Annotated in this window: 13 protein-coding genes and 1 pseudogene; 10 read left to right on the top strand and 4 right to left on the bottom strand. The window is 67.4% G+C overall.

The window, feature by feature from the left end:
• Window positions 1–85: 85 nt before the first annotated feature.
• Complete coding sequence (locus MJ783_RS11485; RefSeq protein WP_239310394.1) at window positions 86–1,507, top strand: hypothetical protein; 1,422 nt, start codon at window positions 86–88, stop codon at window positions 1,505–1,507.
• Between the two features lie 52 nt (window positions 1,508–1,559).
• Here MJ783_RS11485 and MJ783_RS11490 read toward each other — a convergent pair whose 3' ends face one another.
• On the bottom strand, window positions 1,560–2,213 hold the full coding sequence (locus tag MJ783_RS11490) for a PIG-L deacetylase family protein (RefSeq protein ID WP_239310395.1): 654 nt from the start codon (window positions 2,211–2,213) through the stop codon (window positions 1,560–1,562).
• A 182-nt stretch (window positions 2,214–2,395) separates the two neighbouring features.
• A complete protein-coding gene (locus tag MJ783_RS11495; RefSeq protein ID WP_239310396.1) occupies window positions 2,396–3,679 on the bottom strand; it encodes a glycosyltransferase family 2 protein in 1,284 nt (427 codons plus the stop codon).
• A 147-nt stretch (window positions 3,680–3,826) separates the two neighbouring features.
• Here MJ783_RS11495 and MJ783_RS11500 point away from each other — a divergent pair, with 147 nt between their 5' ends.
• Window positions 3,827–5,074, top strand: a complete 1,248-nt coding sequence (locus tag MJ783_RS11500) for a glycosyltransferase (RefSeq protein ID WP_239310397.1) — start codon at window positions 3,827–3,829, stop codon at window positions 5,072–5,074.
• Between the two features lie 9 nt (window positions 5,075–5,083).
• Here the strand turns inward: MJ783_RS11500 and MJ783_RS11505 are convergent, their stop codons facing one another.
• A complete protein-coding gene (locus MJ783_RS11505) occupies window positions 5,084–6,112 on the bottom strand; it encodes a glycosyltransferase (protein ID WP_239310398.1) in 1,029 nt (342 codons plus the stop codon).
• Window positions 6,113–6,234: 122 nt separating this feature from the next.
• Between MJ783_RS11505 and MJ783_RS11510 the strand changes: the two genes are divergently transcribed.
• The 7 genes from MJ783_RS11510 to MJ783_RS11540 all read left to right on the top strand — a co-directional run bounded on the left by MJ783_RS11510 (window position 6,235) and on the right by MJ783_RS11540 (window position 15,365).
• Window positions 6,235–7,260 (top strand): NAD(P)-dependent oxidoreductase, encoded by a 1,026-nt coding sequence (locus MJ783_RS11510; protein ID WP_239310399.1) that lies wholly within the window; start codon window positions 6,235–6,237, stop codon window positions 7,258–7,260.
• The gene (locus MJ783_RS11515; protein ID WP_239310400.1) at window positions 7,260–7,808 is read left to right on the top strand and encodes a dTDP-4-dehydrorhamnose 3,5-epimerase family protein; all 549 of its coding nucleotides are present in this window, start codon (window positions 7,260–7,262) and stop codon (window positions 7,806–7,808) included. The genes MJ783_RS11510 and MJ783_RS11515 overlap by 1 nt, the downstream gene beginning before the upstream one ends.
• A 341-nt stretch (window positions 7,809–8,149) precedes the next feature.
• A complete protein-coding gene (locus MJ783_RS11520; RefSeq protein WP_239310401.1) occupies window positions 8,150–9,433 on the top strand; it encodes a class I SAM-dependent methyltransferase in 1,284 nt (427 codons plus the stop codon).
• A gap of 114 nt (window positions 9,434–9,547) precedes the next feature.
• A complete protein-coding gene (locus tag MJ783_RS11525) occupies window positions 9,548–11,179 on the top strand; it encodes a hypothetical protein (RefSeq protein WP_239310402.1) in 1,632 nt (543 codons plus the stop codon).
• A 154-nt stretch (window positions 11,180–11,333) separates the two neighbouring features.
• Window positions 11,334–12,254 carry a hypothetical protein gene (locus MJ783_RS11530; RefSeq protein WP_239310403.1) on the top strand — a complete coding sequence of 307 codons (921 nt, stop codon included), beginning with the start codon at window positions 11,334–11,336 and terminating at the stop codon, window positions 12,252–12,254.
• A gap of 76 nt (window positions 12,255–12,330) precedes the next feature.
• Window positions 12,331–13,965 (top strand): lipopolysaccharide biosynthesis protein, encoded by a 1,635-nt coding sequence (locus tag MJ783_RS11535; RefSeq protein WP_239310404.1) that lies wholly within the window; start codon window positions 12,331–12,333, stop codon window positions 13,963–13,965.
• Between the two features lie 92 nt (window positions 13,966–14,057).
• Complete coding sequence (locus MJ783_RS11540; RefSeq protein WP_239310405.1) at window positions 14,058–15,365, top strand: hypothetical protein; 1,308 nt, start codon at window positions 14,058–14,060, stop codon at window positions 15,363–15,365.
• On the opposite strand, the gene MJ783_RS11545 is transcribed toward MJ783_RS11540, so the two are convergent.
• The gene (locus tag MJ783_RS11545; RefSeq protein ID WP_239310407.1) at window positions 15,362–16,684 is read right to left on the bottom strand and encodes a DUF4910 domain-containing protein; all 1,323 of its coding nucleotides are present in this window, start codon (window positions 16,682–16,684) and stop codon (window positions 15,362–15,364) included. The two genes, MJ783_RS11540 and MJ783_RS11545, sit on opposite strands and share 4 nt — an antisense overlap.
• Window positions 16,685–17,214: 530 nt before the next feature.
• Between MJ783_RS11545 and MJ783_RS11550 the strand changes: the two are divergent.
• A pseudogene (locus tag MJ783_RS11550) lies at window positions 17,215–17,513 on the top strand (hypothetical protein); the annotation flags it as partial.

Below are 17,513 nucleotides of genomic sequence, written 5' to 3' on the forward strand. Positions count from 1 at the left end.
ACGGGGAGCGATGACACGAGCCGCGTGCCCCAGCCCCGCGACGCCGCGTCCCCTCTTGCCGGTCGCTTTCACCTGGAGGCCAACGATGGCACCACACAGCCCCGGCGCTACCGTTGTCGCCGCTGACCGGGCCGGCGTCACGCACCGGCGACCGCGTGGGCTCGCCGCCCGCGCCGAGCTGTCGGACCGCCTCCGATCCCTGTTCCCGCTGGACTCCGGATCGCCGATCCGTCCTGGCAAGGTGCTGCTCGCGCTGGTGGCGCTGGCCGTCGGCACCCTGATCTCGCTCGTCCGCCAAGGCGGGATCGGCGCGCTCGACACCATGTGGGCCGAGGACGGGCACATCTTTCTGGAACAGTCCGTGCGTATGTCCGTGCTGGACGCGTTCACCACCACATATGCCGGATATCTGCATGTTGTGCCGAGGACGATCGCGGCGCTCACGGCTTTGTTGCCGGTGCGGGACGCGGCGGCGAGTTTCGCGGTCCTCTCGGCGCTGCTGCTTGCCGCCACCGCTGTCTTCGTTTATGTCGCAAGCGGTGCCACGCTGCGGCACCGTCCGGTGCGGCTGGTGTTGGCCGCTTCCTTCGTTGTCCTGCCGATCGGCCAGGGCGAGGTCCTCAACAATGTTGCCGCGAACCTTCACTTCCCGTTGATGGCAGCGAGCTTGTGGGCATTGTTGTGGAATCCGCGCAGGCGGGTTTTTGGCGCGGTCGCCGCACTTGTGCTGGCTCTTGCCGTGCTCTCCGACCCGACCATGATTCTGCTCGCTCCGGTTGCGGTGCTACGGGGAGTGCTGTTGCGCGGGGTCCGCGGCTGGGGCCCTGGCGGCGTGCTGCTGGCCGGAGCCGTCATCCAGATGATTCCCCGGGTGACTGGTCACACGGACCGCGCGTTCGCGCCGCTGGCGCTCAGCCCGTTGAAGATCCCGGTTTACTTTGCGCACAATGTGCTGGCTGGTGGGCTGTTCGGGGACAGGTTGCCAGGCCGTTCGGTGACATCCCCCCGGGCAGCGCTGTTCATGCTGCTGGCGCTCATGGTGCTTGGCCTGCTGGTCGCCCTCGCCTGGAAGCGCCGGCGGGCGCCATCCAGCTGGCTGGCTTTGATCATGGTGGGGCAGAGCGTGCTGTTTTATGCCGGGCCGGTGCTGCTCGCCGGTGCGGCAACCCCGCGCTACGCACTCGCACCGGCGCTGATGCTTCTGTCGGCGGCCGCTGTCGTTGTGGACGCGGCTGCCGACGATGGTGGCGACCTGCTTGCCGGCACATCCCGGCAGGCTGGACTGCGCCAGTACTCCTTCGTGCTGCTGCTGTTGCTCGCTATGGCAAGCGGGTTCCGGATGGACAACGCGCGTGGTGCCGGCCCCCGCTTCAGCCAGGAGCTGAGTACCGGCCGAGCGCGTTGTGCGGCCGCCCTGCCCGGCTCTGACTCTGCCTCGGTCACGGTCCGTGTCAGCCCGCCAGGATGGTCGGCGAGCCTGCCCTGCCAGGCCGTGCTGACCCGTTGACTGTCGAAGGGCTGGCGAGCTGGCACGGGGCCATGATCCAAGCATTATGCGGTCACCATCGTGCGACGACCTTTCGGGCCTCGAAACCCTCAGCGTAGCGAGTGCCGCACTCGACTCCGCGTAGCCGCAGTACCGAGCGGAAGGTCTCCTCGTCGAACCAGGGCTTCGCCTTCTGGCTGGGGAAGTGCTCGGTGATGTGGGCGAGCTTCGCCGCGACGGTTTTCGCCGACAACGGTACGTACAGCGTGGGGCGCATCGTGTTGCCATCCCACTTCGGGATCTCGTAGCCGAGAATCAACGCTCCGCGAAACGCCTGCCAGGCAAGATCGCCGATAGTTCGATGGTCCTGATGCGCATCGGTCAATGACGGCGCGAACACCACATCCGGCTGGACCTGCCGCGCGATCTGGAGCAGCACATCCTTGACGCCGCCCCATTCCCGGGGGAGGAAGCCGTCCCGGACATCATGCAGATGCAGGGAGCCGAGCGAGCCGCCCCCCAGGTTCCGGGCGCTCGTCTCGGCTTCGGCGCCGCGTTCGCCTGATCCGGTGAAGACGACCCAGTGCACGGACGCTGTGGGGTACCGGGCGAGGAACTGGATGATGGTGCCGCCTGCGCCGATCTCCACGTCGTCCGCGTGCGCCCCGAGGGCGAGTATCCGGTAGCCGTGCCCATCGGCGGGCGGCGCGGCCGTCATTTCCAACATCGGCGATTACCCTCGCGTCGTGCGAAGGTGACCATGCATGCGCCAACCGTAGCCAGCCAGCCCGCCGAAGCGTTCAACTTCCACCGGTGCGCACCTTTCATCGTCCAGCATCCGGGTCGCCGTCGGCCGTGTCTACGATCATGATCGTGCGGTGCGCGGCCGGTTGGCACACGGTTGGCACATCAGCTTCCCTTCCTGGGAGTACCCGGCCACGACAGCCGAACACCCAGGGCGGAGCGGGAAAATCTGTCGTAATGCCGCCGAACGGGCGCGTAACGACGGCTATCGATCATGCTGCGTGATCTCGGCCCGCGCTGTTCGCGGACCGCGCCCTGCTCGACGGCGATGGCCGGGTGCGACGGGAACGAGCCCGCACGGTCGGGTTTCGGCCAGGCCACGGGCCGTTCTCCCCGGAGAAAACGCCGGATCCCGCCGAGTGCCACGGCTTGCAGGAAGAACACCTGGGCCGCGAGGCGTACCGGCGCGGGTGGGTCGCCACCATGGATCATCGTCGCCAGGCTGCCCGCTCCCGCGATGTTGCCGGCCAGGAACAGGCGCGCGGCCCAGCTGCGCCGGGCCGCGGGAACGCTGACCCCGATTAGCATGACGTGGGCTATCGGCCCGAACGAGGACCGCACCAGCCGGTGTCCCCACAGCTGTGGAGTGACGGGCAGAGCACCTGGCAGCAGTGCCTCCCTGCGGCGCCAGAGCATGTCGAGGTTGCCGGCCACCACCCGGGTCCGCCGTTCCCATTCCTCGCTGTACGTGGGGCTGGCGGTCTCGACCGAGTAGGCGGACGGCTCGTAGACGACCCGCAGTCCCGCCTCGGTGATGTCCAGAGCGAGCCAGGCGTCGTCCACCGCGACGTCCGGGGGCAGTGCCCGAAAGGCGTTCCGGCGGAACGCGAGCATCTCGCCGACGACTCCGATGGTCTGGCCGATGGCCGACTCGCACTGTTTCAGCCAGGACTCGAACCGCCAGTAGAAGCCCTGGACACCAGCGGGGTCGTCGACCCGCTTCTCGCCGGCGACCGCACCGACTGCCGGGTTACGGAAATGGCGCGCCGCTGCCCGCAGGGAACCGGGGGCCAGGTGCGCGTTCGCGTCCGAGAGCACCACGATGTCGTGGTTCGCGGTGGCGACCCCCCGGTTGACAGCCTCACATTTGCCCAGCCGCATCCCGGCCGACAGCACCGTGACGCCGGGGCGTCGAGCCGCTTGCGCGGTGGCCGGGTCATCCGCGACAACAATGATCTCAAGCGGGCCTGGGTATCCGGTGGCGGATAGCTCGTCGATTTTATCTTTGATCACTGTCGCCTCGCGGTACGCCGAGATGACCACGGACATTGACGGCCAGGCGTCAGGATCTTCCGGCTCCTCAGCCGGGTGGCCACGGCTTTTCAGTGCGACGTATAGCGGATACAGGGCGTGGCCGTACACGGCTATCGCTCCCAGTGATAATATCATTGCTTTGCGTCCAACGTTGCGTGCTCCCATCACGGAGGACACCGTAGTCTGTGTTCGTGAAATAACCATTTGAAGTCAGGATGTCATTGCCTGTTGCTCCAGGGCGCAGGCTGGGCGTCTGGGGGAGCGCATGCGGGAGAGTAGCTGATGGCTGACGCGGAGCGTTGGATTGTCGCGGTCGAAGAGCCGTTCCTGCCCGCTGACGCCGGTGGCCGGGTGGAGACGCTGACCTTTCTAGCCGCCGCGGCGGCGGCCGGAATCGGGCTGCGGGTGCTTGTCCCGACGCCCACCGCGCTCGACCTGGCCGCCTATCAGGCCGCGGTGCCCGGTGCCGTGGTCATCGAGCTACCGCGTGACCTGAGCGTGTCAGCGCATCTGGGGCTGGCGCCGTACGCCTATGCCTCACGCCCGATCGGCGCCCTGCGGCGTGTACTCGCTGTCACGCCGCCCTGTGCCGAAGCTGTGATCAGCTACAGCTGCCGGGTTGCGCATGTGGGCGAACAGATTGCCCAGGCCTGGCGCATTCCGCACCTTGTCCGCGCCCACAATATCGACTCCCAGTACTTCCGGGAACTGGCGGGCGCGGCCTCGTGGATGCGTTCGGTGGCCTATGGCATCGAATACCGCAAGCTGCGCAGAGCTGAACGCGTTCTGCATCGCTCGCCGACTGTCACCTGTATCGCGGACATTTCCGCGGAGGACCATGCCTGGCGCAGAGCGCGTTGTGGTACGCGCGCAATGCACCTGCCCCCGTTCCTGCCTGCCCAGGTGGGCACGGCGTCCGCCGAGGCTGGAATGATCAAGAGAGACCCCGGCCGGTTGTTGTTCGTCGGCTCCCTGGACACCCCGACCAACACCGAGGCGCTGCGCTGGTTTCTCGCCCACTGCTGGCCGGCCGTGCGTGCCCGCCATCCGTATGCCTCGCTCCAGGTCGTCGGGCGCCGGGGAGAAGCCGGTCTGGTGGCCTGGTTGCGGGGTCATGAGCAGGTCAGGGTCCACACCGATGTCACGAGCGTGTGGGGATACGTCACCCGCGCGGCAGTGTCGCTGAACCCGATGCGTTCGGGCTCCGGGGTCAACATCAAGATGGTCGAGGCGATGGGAGCTGGTACCGCGGTGGTAAGCACGGGGGTCGGCAGCCGTGGCCTCGGCTGGATACCCGGGCGTGACCTGCTCGTGGCGGACGACGCGCGCGGGTTCACCGACGCGGTCTGCCGGCTCCTGGACGCGCCCGGACTGGCTGTGCGGATTGGTGCCGCTGGGCGCGCGTTCGTCTCCCGCGAGCTCGACCGGGACGTGCTGCTGGAGCGGGTGCGGTCCGCGCTGGACCCGGCGCGTGGGGGCCATGAGCCCGGGGGTCATGAGTCCGGGGGCTATGGAGTCCGGGGGCTGTGAAGTCAGGAGCTATGGTGCGGGCGGGCCGGCTAGGAGCCCCTTGAGGTATGAGCGATGTTCAGCCGCGGCGGCAGTGTCGCGCAGCGCCCAGGACAACACCGCGCGGCCCGTATATCCGGCCACGAGCATCGCGCGCATCTGTCGTACCCGCGCCGGGGGGTTGTACAACGCCAGGTAGTTCACCATGGACGCGCCGCGCATCCGCAGCATCCAGGTCCTCGGCGCGCCTGAGCTGCCCGAGCCGTGCGGCACCAGCAGGTCCGTCCGCAGCCGTTGCCGCAGGCCGGCGTCACGAATCCGGCGCCCCAACGCCATATCCTCGTTGTAAACGAAGAAATTTTCGTCAAATCCACCTAGCGAAAGAAATGTTTCGCGGCGGACGGCCATGCAGGCTCCGGTGAGCCACTCGACGTCTATCGGTTGGCCGACCTTCGGGCGAGCGAACAAACCGGCGGTCGGGACGATTTTATGCGCTCCAAGCACATGTATGAGGACCCGGCGCCGGGTCGGTTCCCAGCCCCCGTTGCCCAGCTCCGGCCGGTTGTCCGGGCCGATCGTCGTAGCGGCGCTGGTGGCGAGACCCGGATCGGTACGGACATCCGCCACGAGCCAGGTGATGACCTCGATCGTCGGCCGGCTGTCCGGGTTCCCGAAGAGCACGTAGTCGTAGCGCGACGTCCGTACTCCGATGTTGGCGGCTTTGGCGAATCCCTTGCCGCCACCGGAGTCCACGTAACGACCATGTGGCATGTCGGCGATGAGTTCGTCGACGCGGTCCGCGCCGGCGGCGTTGTCGACGATCACGATCGGGATGTCCGCGGGGAGCCCGGCCAGCATCCGTTCGAGCTGATCTCGGCTGTGATAGCTGACGACCACGAGCTCGAACGGCCATGTCTGTTGACCGCTGGAGTGGGTTGTCGTTACTGACCGTAGTTCGCGCACGTTGTGAGTGTGCCAGGTTGCCGTGCGCGGCTGGCGGGCTCTCGCGTCCGTGGGCGGTGTGATGATCCGATTGAAGTGGGTATCCCACAAGGGCATCCCGACCCGGTGCCGGGCCGCGCACGCTGGCCGGGCAGCTGGGTGGGATGGGTGCGGTCTGCTGTCAACGGGTGGCTGATAGCAGCCGTCGCGTTCCAGGTCCGGCAGAGGAGGACATGTGGATGAAGGTGCTCATCACCGGTTCTGAGGGCTACCTGGGCGCACTGGCCGCGCCCGAGCTGATGCGTGCCGGCCACGAGGTCCTCGGTCTGGATACGGGTTACTACAAGTCCGGCTGGCTCTGCCGGGGCGCCGATCGCAGCCCGCAGACCCTGGACCGGGATCTGCGCCGTGTCACGATCGACGACCTGGCCGGCATGGACGCGATCGTGCACATGGCTGAGCTGTCCAACGACCCGCTGGGTGAGCTCTCGCCGGAGGTCACCCAGCGGGTGAACCATGGGGGTTCCGTCCGGCTCGCGGCGCTCGCGAAACAGGCTGGCGCGTCCCGGTTCGTCTACATGTCGTCGTGCAGTGTTTACGGCATCGCGGTGGGCCGCGGCGTCACCGAGAGCGCCGCGCTCAACCCGCAGACCCCGTACGCGCGGTGCAAGGCTCTGGTCGAGCGTGACGTCGCGGCCCTGGCGGGCGAGGATTTCTCACCCACGTTCCTGCGTAACGCCACCGCGTACGGCGCGTCCCCGCGGATGCGTTTCGACATCGTGCTCAACAATCTTTGTGGACGTGCCTGGACAGCCGGTGAGATCGCGATGACAAGCGATGGGACGCCATGGCGTCCCCTGGTGCATGGCCTGGACATCACGAAGGCCATCCGCTGCGTGCTTGCCGCGCCCCGTGAGGTTGTTCACAACGAGGTGTTCAACGTCGGCAGCGGTGCGCAGAACTACCAGATAAAGGAGATTGCTGACCTGGTCGCGAGCGTCTTCACCGATTGCCGCCTGAGCTTTGGGGACAGCGCTGGGGACAATCGCAGCTACCGGGTCGACTGTGACAAGATACATTCTGTTCTGCCGGGTTTTTCGTGCGACTGGGACGCGCGGCTGGGGGTCCGGCAGCTTTACGATGTCTTCGCGCGCGTCCAGCTTGCCGGCGAGACCTTCACCGGCCGCGACCACAACCGGCTCAGGCAGCTCCAGTACCTGCTTGACACCGGCCAGGTCGATGCCGATCTTTTCTGGACGTATTAATGATCATTACGCCGGCCGCGCTGGCCGGGGTGTTCGTGGTGGATGTCGAGCCCGTGGCGGACGCCCGCGGCTTTTTCGCCCGGACCTTCTGCGCGCGCGAGTTTGCCGCGGCGGGCCTCGCGCCCGAGACGGCGCAGTGCGGCGTCGCCTTCAACCGCGTCGCCGCGACGATCCGTGGGATGCACTGGGCTGCCGAGCCAGTGCGGGAGACCAAGCTCGTGCGCTGTACGCGCGGGGCCGTGCTCGATGTTGTCGTGGACGTCCGTCCCAGGTCGGGGACCTATCTTCAACACGTCGCGGTCGAGCTGACCGCGGACAACCGCCGAGCGCTCTTCGTCCCGGCCGGGCTGGCGCACGGGTACCAGACGCTTGTCGACGCCACCGAGGTGACATACCAGATGAACGTGCCGTTCGAACCCGGCCATGAGCGCGGTGCCTGCTACGACGATCCCCGCCTTGGGATCAGTTGGCCACTGGCCGCCACAGCCGTGTCCGCCAAGGACCGTGCCTGGCCGCCGCTCGAGGCATCACCGGCTGCCACCGGCTGACCAGTGGCTCGCGTCCACACGGCCGCCGGCCTGGCCGCCTCTCCCGGGTAAGCCTCTACCATGGGGCACTGGCCAGGTTCCGCCACGGCCCGCGGGTGCGTGGAAAGAACGTGATTGCGTGCTTTTCGCCTGCTGGGGAGGCGATGAGCACGCGGCACACCGGGCGGTGGAAGTAGCCACCCAGGGCAGGCGGTGTGCCGCGCGCGTGGAAGTCGGCACAGCCATCGCAGGTGCCTCATCTCGATCTGGTTGGGTCATCGATCAGTTCGGGCAGCGGGCCAGCGGCGGCATAACCATGATTTATGCGTCCCGCCGGGGCCGCAGGATTCACGAGGGAGCGCATGTCAATCGAGCACGCCGGCCAGTCAGGGACCCGCGGGCAGGCCGCGGCCGTACCGGTCGCGGCCTGCCGCTCGTGCGGTGGGCCGCCGCCGCGCCCGTTCCTGATGCTTGGACACACCCCCATCGCCAACAGGCTGTTGCGGCCGGATGACCTGGCCGGGCCTGAGCCGGTCTTCCCGCTGGAGATCGGTTTCTGTAGTTCCTGCACGCTGGTCCAGCTCACCTACGCCCTGCCGGCTGAAGAGATCTTCAATGCGGACTATCCGTATTACTCGTCATTCAGCGACACGCTCTGCCGGCACGCTGAAAAACACGTCATCGATCTGATAGCAAGTCGCAATCTCGGTCCCGACAGCCTTGTCGTGGAGATCGCAAGTAATGACGGTTACCTGCTGCGGGCGTTCATCGAGCGGGGGATCCCGGTGCTCGGTATCGAACCGTCACCCGGGCCCGCGGACGCGGCCCGTAAGGCTGGTGTGCCGACCCGCACGGAGTTCTTCGGCGCCGACCTCGCCCAGGCACTGGTTGCCGACGGGCTGCGCGCGGATGTCATCATCGCGAACAACGTGCTTGCGCACGTACCCGACCTGAACAGCTTCGTGGCGGGCATGTCAATTCTGCTCGCGGACGATGGAATCATCACCGTGGAGAACCCGGGTGTGGGGGCGTTACTGACAAACACCGAGTTCGACACGGTTTACCATGAACATTTCTGCTATTTTTCCACCATCGCGGTGGAGGCCCTCATGCGTCGGCACGGTCTCAGTATTGTCGGGGTGACGGAGTTTCCCGAGCTCCACGGCGGCACGCTGCGCTGGCGGATGCGGCGGGCCGCGGCCGATTGTGACGTGCCGCAGGTCCGCGAGCGCCTCGACAGGGAGCGCGCGGCCGGCCTGGGCACCTTCGAGCGCTATGCCGGCTTCGGTGCTGACGTGCGTGAACTGCAGGCGGAGCTGCTTGCGCTCCTGCGGGAACTGGCCGGGCACGGCCGGACGGTGGCCGGCTACGGTGCCGCGGCAAAAGGCGCCACCCTGCTGAACTCGAGCGGTATCACCACCGACCTTGTCCAGTACGTGGTTGACCGCAACGTCCACAAGCAGGGCAAGTACATCCCGGGCGCGCGGATGCCGATCCTTTCTCCGGCGGTCCTGGCCCAGCGCCGCCCCGACTACTTGCTGTTGCTGGCCTGGAATGTCCGGGATGAGATCATGGAGCAGCAGACCGCGTATGCCCGCCGCGGCGGCAAGTTCATCGTGCCGGTTCCTCGGCCGGTCGTTTGCTGACGTTCGTACGCGGCCTGCCGCGTCCGGTGAAGCTGGCGGTCGACGAATATTTGATTATGGAATTTTCCGTGCGCTCGACGGCCCTGGGAGAACCGGGAAGCGTGGTGGCGGCCGATGGATGATCCTGTTGGCCGCCGGCCCGCGGCAGGGCGCGGACCGGCGGAGGAGGGGCACATCGAGACGGTTGGGCGGATCGACTACAAGCCACGCCGGTACGGTCATCCACGTGAACATCCACCGAATGACTCTGACGGTACCCGGGCCATTCGGTATGTTCCCGCCCGCCCGCGCCTTGAGGGGCTGGTCGATCTTTCGCGGCCACGGGCCGAGGACGGGCGGGAGCCCATGGTCCGCCGCGGCCGGCGCCAACGGGGCACCGGTCACGCCGGCGGCCGCTCGAAGGCCCTGTGGACGCTGGGCGACCAGGTCCTTTCCAGCGCTACCAACGCGCTCATCGCCTTCACGGTCGCCCGGCAGGTCTCGGCGAGCCAGTTCGGTGCGTTCTCGATCGCCTTCGCGCTGTTCGCACTGATCATCGGCTTTTCCCGGGCGGCCAGTACGGCACCCATGGGTATGAAGTACGCCGATGCCTCCCCTGGGATCTTTCGGGCGGCGACCGCCGCGGCGACCGGTACGGCGCTGGTTCTCGGGATAATCGCTGGCGGGTGCCTGGTTGCCGTCGGCACGGTACTGGGCGCGACGGTCGGTCTGACGGTGGTCGCGATGGGCCTGGTCATGCCAGGCCTGCTCCTGCAGGACGCCTGGCGTTACGTCTTCATCGCCCAGGGAAAACCCGTGAAGGCCGCGGTGAACGACGCGGTGTGGACTGTGATCCAACTGGGCGGCGTGTTCGTTCTCTGTCAGCACGGCGTCCACTCGTCCGCGACATTCGTGCTTGTGTGGGGCGCGGCCGCCGCGGTGGCCGCGGTGGGAGGTGCGGTCCAGGCCGGCTGCCGGCCCGCGCCGCGCAGGTCCCGTGAATGGATCACATGTCACCGGGAGGCCGCGGGTTACCTGAGCGCCGAGTACATCACCGTGCAGGGCGCCCAACAGGGGTCGACGCTGCTGATCGGTGTATTCGGCACCGAGCTCGCGGTCGGTGCGCTGCGGGGGGTGCAGACCCTTCTCGGCCCGACCACGATTCTTGCCGTCGGAATCATCAGCTTCGCGGTTCCGGAGTTCTCCCGCCGACGGGAGATGCCCGCGCGGGCACGTATGCGCTCGGCAACCATGCTTTCCTGCCTGGTTGTCGGCGCCGGCGTGCTGTGGGGTGTGTTGTTCCTGTTTGTTCCCGATCGCGTTGGTATTGCGCTGCTCGGTGACACCTGGGCACAGACCCGCGGAATACTCGGTTTGACGATTATTCAGCAGGCGGGCGCGGCCGCCACAGTCGGCCCGGCGTGTATGCTTTACGCACTTGGCCAGCCAAAGATCACTTTCCGCGTTCACTGTGTGCTCGCGCCGGCTTTGTTCGTGTTCCCGGTGGCCGGTCTGGCGTGTTGGGATCTGCGGGGGGCTGTTGTCGGGTACATCGCCGCGTTCTGGCTGACCGTGCCGTTGTGGTTCGTGCTGCTGCGCCGCGCCGCCTACCAGGCTGAGGCGTCATCCCGCGGCAGGGCCGGATCTCCCAGCGGGGCGGTGGCTCCAGCCACGGCACAGCACCCGGGCAAAGCGGATGATTTGCTGGGTGATTCATCGGCTGGCCGGCATCGTCGGGGCGGGCGGCGGATGCGGCAGATATCGTGAGTTCTCGGCGGAGCACGTTCTGTTCTGATCATGTCGTTGTGGCAGCGATGACCGTGGAACGCCCGGCAGCAGGGGCGTGGATCAAGGAACAGGGCTGGGGCGCGTGCATCGCGAGGCGGAAGATCTGGAGGAAACGCGTCGAGATGGTTTCGCGGTGAGACTGCACATCGTTTACCGATCCGTCGGCAGCGAGAATCGCAAGGATCGGCCGGGTTTTTACAACAAGTCACTGGCCCTGGCCTCGCTGTTGCGCGCGGTGGATAATGTTGATATTGAGACCGAACTTGTCTTTGTCAACGACGGGCCCATCCCCGCCGGCCGTCTGGAGATGATGGCCGGGGCCGGCGAGGTTCTCGGCGTTCGTTGCGGCAGCAACCGAGCGTCGTATCGATGGGCGCTGCGACTGCCCCGGCTGCGCGGCTGGTCGCCGGCTGATCTCGTCTGGTTTTCCGAGGACGACTACCTGTATACGGCCACCAGCCTGCGCGGTCTCATCCAAGCCGCGAATGAGCTGGCCGTCGCCGATTATTTCACCCTGTATGGTTCGACGCGTTTCGCTCCGGCGGCCACCCGGCGCTCACCACTGATCGATGCGCGGGCCCGTTCCCAGGGGGATCCTGAAGCCGTACTCTTGGGCACAGCGCGTTGGTACCGGGCGGCGAGTTGCACCAGCACCTTCGGTGCGCGGATCGGGGCGCTGCTTGCCGACGAGCGGCTGTTGCGTAGCTGCCCGTTCGTCGGTGAGGCCTGGGACCACGCCACCTGTCTGGCCTACCAGGGATACCGACCGTTCGGCCTGCGGGAGCTTGCCGGTGGCAGGCCGGATCCCGGGCATATGGGCCGGCCGCGGGCCGCGGTTCGTCGAGGCGCGCTGGTCTGTGTGCGCAGCGTCGCCAACGCTGTTGCCCTGGCCCGGCCACAGCGCGCGCGGCGGACCCTGGTGGCACCGGATCCAGATCTTGTCACGCATATGGAGCAGCGGTTTCTTGCGCCGGGCACCGACTGGGCCGCCGCGGCCGCCGCGGTCACGCAGTGGTCGCGCAGCCGTGATCAGGAGGGGCTGTGGGTCCGTTAGAGCGACCGGCAACAAGAGCGTGGATCAAGGCGATCGTCGATCTGCCGATCTCACCTGACTCGAGGGGAGCGCGCGGGTGACCCCGGTTGTCCAGCCGTCCGCTGAGCTGCCCCGGGGCACTGCGGGGGCGTCACTGTTGCGGATCCTGGGGCGTCGCTGGCTGGCGATTGTCATAGCGGTGGTCATCGGCGCGGCGCTGGCGCTCATCCTCGCCAAGCGACAGGCCCCGGTCTTCCAAGCGACGGGCCGGGTGTTCCTGAACACCTCGAACGCGGCGCTCGGCGCGGGTTCGGTCGACGCGAGCAGAGCCGTCCAGACACAGGCCCAGTTCGCCGGCTCCACCGCGGCCCTGGACCTGATCGCTGAGCAGCTCAAGGTGCCGCGGCTCTACGTGGCCAGACGGTTGAAGGTAACGCCGTCGGGGGAGGGCTACTTCTTCACGATCGTCGGCAGGGACAGCACCGCGGAGCGGGCGACACAGCTCGTCCAGTCTACTGAGACCGCTTACCAACAGCTACTTTCCCAGTACGGAAACGACAGCAGTGGTACCGTCCAGCGACTGACAAGCCTGCGCGATGAGATCTACAAAAATCTTCAGAAGCTACAGGCCCAGCAGGCCGCCCTGCCTCGTAATGCTGACGATCAGGTTCTTGCCAGCCAGATCAGCAATCTCAACTCACAGCTCGCGGACCTCAACCGGCGGATTCCCGAGGCGCAGGTCAACGCCGCGTTGACCGCCGGTTCGGTGACCCTGGCGGAGCCCGCGCGCGCTGATGGCCAGGTCGCACCGCACCTGTTTCGTAACACGCTGGTCGGCGCGCTGGTCGGGCTGTTCCTGGCGGCAGCGATGGTCTGGTGCGCCTACCTGCGCAGGCCAACGGCGCTCGACGGGCGTGGTGCGGCAGCCGTGCTGGATGCTCCTCTGATCGCCGCGGTTTCCGGGAAGCGGGGCGGTGGGCTGCCGACCGACACCCTTGTCTCCGCCATGTCAGCGGTGTTGTCGCCCGCTGTCACAGTGGTGGCCCTCGCTCCGGTGACGCGGGGCGATCTGAGCGCGGACCTGGTGGCGGCCGTTTCCGCAAGCTGGTCAGACGACCAGGGCGTTGTGTTGATCATTGATGCCTCCGCGGAATCGGAGGTTCGTGCGCCGCTGGAGCGGTTGCCTCGGGCGGTCTCCGGCGAGCTGCCCCGCTGGGCGCACGAGCCGACCTGCCTGGCCCGCTCATCCGGTACCGGACGGGGGCATCTGCTGTACAACCGGGTCGCGCCGGCACGAGCCGCCCGTCCCGGTGGCCTCGCGCCCATCCTGGCGGACCGTGCTCCCGCGGTCGATCTCGTCATTCTGCTGGCCCCGGCGCTCGACGAGCTTCCGATGACGGCGGTGCCCGCCACGCAGGCGGATGCCATCATCGTTTTCGCCAGCGGCGACTCCCCGCTCAAGGAGCTGTCGCGGATCCCGCGGCACTGGCCGGCGTTGGCCGAGCGGATTGTGGGCGTGGTCTTCGACGGGCGATCCGCTGTCCGGCGGTCCGCGCATGACGTGGCGCCCGTGAGCGCCACTGACGACCTTGTCGGTCCGGTCATGGGCGCAAGCGGCCGTGCCGCTGCCGCACCGGGCACCTCATCGAGGCCATCGAGGGATGCTGGGCGTCGCAGGAGTGGCAACAAGGAGGTTACGGACCGCTACCTTCGTCCCATGGGCAAGCGCTGAACGCCGGGGCGGTCACTGGAGGCGCTCGTGGCTGACGCCCGGACCGGCCATGCGCTCGGGGCTGTCCCACGGACCAACCTGGATGGCCGCCTATGGCAACAAGCCTGACAATCCGCATCCCACGGAGCTGGGCGATCCCCGATCCGGATGCCGCGGTCACCGACCCGGCCGCGGCGCGCCGGCCGCTGCGGCTGCTGACCATGTTGCTGTTCGGGGAGGTCTTCCTCCAGCGGCTGGCGGTCCCGGTCGGTTCCGCCCAGGTGCCGCTGATGCTGCCCGGGGTCCTCGGTGGCGCCGCGGTGTTGCTCGCGCGGGGTGACCTGGTGGCCGACATGGGCCGTACCCAGGCATATCTGGTCGCTATGGCGGCATGCGTCAGTTCGGCGTTGGTCGTTTTCACCCGGGGCCTCGATGGCAACTCGCTCACATCGCTGCTCTTGCTGGTGGTGACCTATGCGCCGTTCTGTTGTCGCCTGCGTGCTGACACGTCGGTGGCGCTCTTCCCTCGGCTGCTCGACCGTTTCGCGGTCATGACGGCAGTGCTCGCCGGCTTCGCGGTGGCGCAGTTCGGCCTGCAGCTGCTGGGCTGGCACTACAGCGACATCATCGGCGGGATCGTGCCACCCGAGCTGATTATGCGGAACTTCAACACATCGTATCCGGTGGCATACGGCTCCAGCCTGTACAAGGCGAATGCGTTCGTCTGTCTGGAGCCGTCCTTCTGCTCGCAGTTCCTCGCCATCGGTCTGGTCGTCTCGATATTGCGGGGTGTGCGCCGGTGGCGTTTGCCGCTCCTCGTGGTGGCGATACTGACCACGGTCTCGGGGACTGGCGTGATCCTGCTCGCCGCCGCGCTGGTGCTGCTCGCGGTCCATAAAGGACCTCGGTTCGCGGCAACGGCGGTGGCTGGTCTCGCGCTGGTGGTGACCGCCGTGAGTTTCACCCCGGCGGCGGACGTATTCGCCGAACGCGCCACCGAGACAGCCACGAGCAGTTCCAGCGGCAGCCTGCGTTTCGTCCAGCCCTACACCCGGACCTACGACCGGCTGGGCGGTGATCCGCTGACCGTGCTCTTCGGCTCCGGGCCGGGCTGGTCTGACCGGGATGCCGACGAGTTCATGCACAGCACCGGCTTGCCGTTGAACTACGCCATGCTGCCCAAACTTGTCCTCGAGTACGGTCTCGTCGGTGGGGCGGCTTTCCTGGTCCTGATCGTGTGGGCGTTCGTGTGCGGATCCCCGTCGTTCGTCCTCTCCGGCGCGCTGCTGGTCTTCTACATGGTGTTGTCGAGCAGCCTGCTCAGCCCGGTCGTGGTTTACCTGGGGCTGCTTCTGCTGACCTGGTACGCGCGTGATACCTGGTATGTGCCCCAGCGGGGCCTTGGCGGCTCTTCGGTTTAGCCCAACAGGCCCACCGCCGCGAGGGCGTCTGCCGCGTCCGCGACTGTGTTGAACGGCAGATCCGCGCGGTCGGCTATGTCGATCATGCTGTGGCTGCCGTCAGCGAGGTTGAGGACCCACAGCAGACCCATTTCGACAGCCTCGCGGTCCAGGGTGGCGCCGATCGAGCGATACAGACCGCGCCGTCCCAGCTGTGGTTCCCCGAACGGGGATGTGCTGGTCCAGGTCCGGTCCCGTTCACAGATCTCGATCGTGCGCAGGATGATTGCAAAGGAGTCGTTGAGACCTGTCGCTGTCACGAAGCCCAGATTGTCGGCGGACGTGTGATACTCCGCGTACGTGCCATGTGGGCTGCGGCCGAATCGACCCACCGGCAGATTGAAACCAGGGGAGCAGAACTGGCGCTCGTCATAGCCGTAGGGCGAGAAATCGATCACGTTGTACGGCCGGCCTGTTTCCTTCAGCGCCCGCGTCACGGCCCGGTCGATGCCGGCGTCACCGCGCCGGCTGCGTTTGTATGTCGGCTGCCCACGGTCGCCGAGCCCGGTCAGCACGAGGCCGTGCTCGATACCGTCGACGCTCTCACGGTTGTGGGCAAGCCAGGTGATTGCCCCGATTGTTCCGGGAATGAACAGGAACCGGTAGCTCAGCCGCCGGGGCCGGTCCGCGAGCGCCGCGGCGAGCAGTGTGGCTGTGGCGATGCCGGAGGCGTTGTCGTTGGCCATGCCGGGGTGGCAGACATGAGTGGTGACAAGAAATTCCCGCGGGCTGCTGCCGGGCAGCGCAATCTCGGCGAAGGTCAGCGAGCCGTCGGTGAGCGTCGTGTCGATATGTACCTCGTACTCACCGTCCGGCAGCTCGCGGCGCTGCCGGTCGCTCAGGCAGAACCCCCAGGCCTCGTGGTAATAGGAGGTGCGGTAGGGCACCCAGTCGGGGTGGTCGGGCAGGGAGTGCAGGTGCGGTAGCAGGTCAGGCAGAGACAGCCGGGTGTGCGTGGGTATGCTGTAGTTAAGCAGGTGCAGCGGGTTGTCCGCGGCGTCGAGGACGCGCTGGCCGTCCGGGCCGGCCAGCCAGGCCTGCGAGACGTTCCACTCCTTCGGTACCGTCCAGTCGAGTACCGGTGTCCCGGTGGGCACCTCGCGCACGGCGAAGGGAACCGCCGGTTCGAGGGCTCCGCGGACCGTTGCCAGCGTCTTGCGGACGCCGTCGCCGGTGATGCTGCGCATCATGGGAGTGAGTTCGGCGACCAGATCGTACAGGCGTGTCCCGACAGCCCGTGCCCCGCCATCATGGCTCGCCTCGCCAGGGGAGCGCGGCATGCGGCCAGGGCGTGTTTCGAACGTCTCGCGCAAGCTGGCTCCCATGCCACCGCACAGAATGACGACTGGTAGATCCGGTATGGGAAGATTTATTGCTTGTTGTCTTTTTTCGGCGGGCCGGGTGCCCGCCATCATGATTTTCTTCGTCTCCCATGGCTAACTCCCATGGCTAATCAGCTGACCCGGCCAGGATGGAACGTGACAGGTTGTTCCCCCGCGGAGTGGGCCGCATTCCTGGCGGCGCTCGCTGGGGCGGGCCGGGCGGGTGCTCGGATGTCTGTGCGGCCGGTGCTCATGATCATTGTGGATATCGGTAGGGGCGGGTTCGGTTGGACTGCCCGCCGCCGGTCGGATCTCCTTCGTTACAGTTCGTCGGGGTGTCCGAGATCGCGGCTGGTTTACGTCAGCCGTGCCGATCTTTGGTGCTCCGCGGCCGTGCCATCGAAGATCCTTGCATGGTTGGGGGTGTGCGGTCGTGATTTTTTCATACGCCCGGGGCCCGGTGGCCCGGCGGTATGGGGGGTGGCTGAGTGCGGCGCCTTGGCCGACAGCGTGTCGGGGCGGCGGGGCCAGCGCGATCGGGACCGCGCCGTGCTCGCTGGGGCCGCCGGCTGCTGCCCGGCACGGGCATCGTCATCGCCGTGCTTCTCGCGTTGATCGCCTGGCGGCTGACTCCGGTTGGAGCGAACCAGACCGGAGCAGGCCCGCCAGCCCCACCGCTGGTGCCCGGCGGCGGTATGGACGGCATTCCCACGGTAGTGGCCACGGCAATGGCCGCAGCGGATGCGTCCGTGGGCGCCGCTGCCGTCGGTGGCGAGACGGCCGCGGC

Source organism: Protofrankia sp. Cj3 (genome assembly GCF_917627355.1).
Lineage (GTDB): Bacteria > Actinomycetota > Actinomycetes > Frankiales > Frankiaceae > Protofrankia.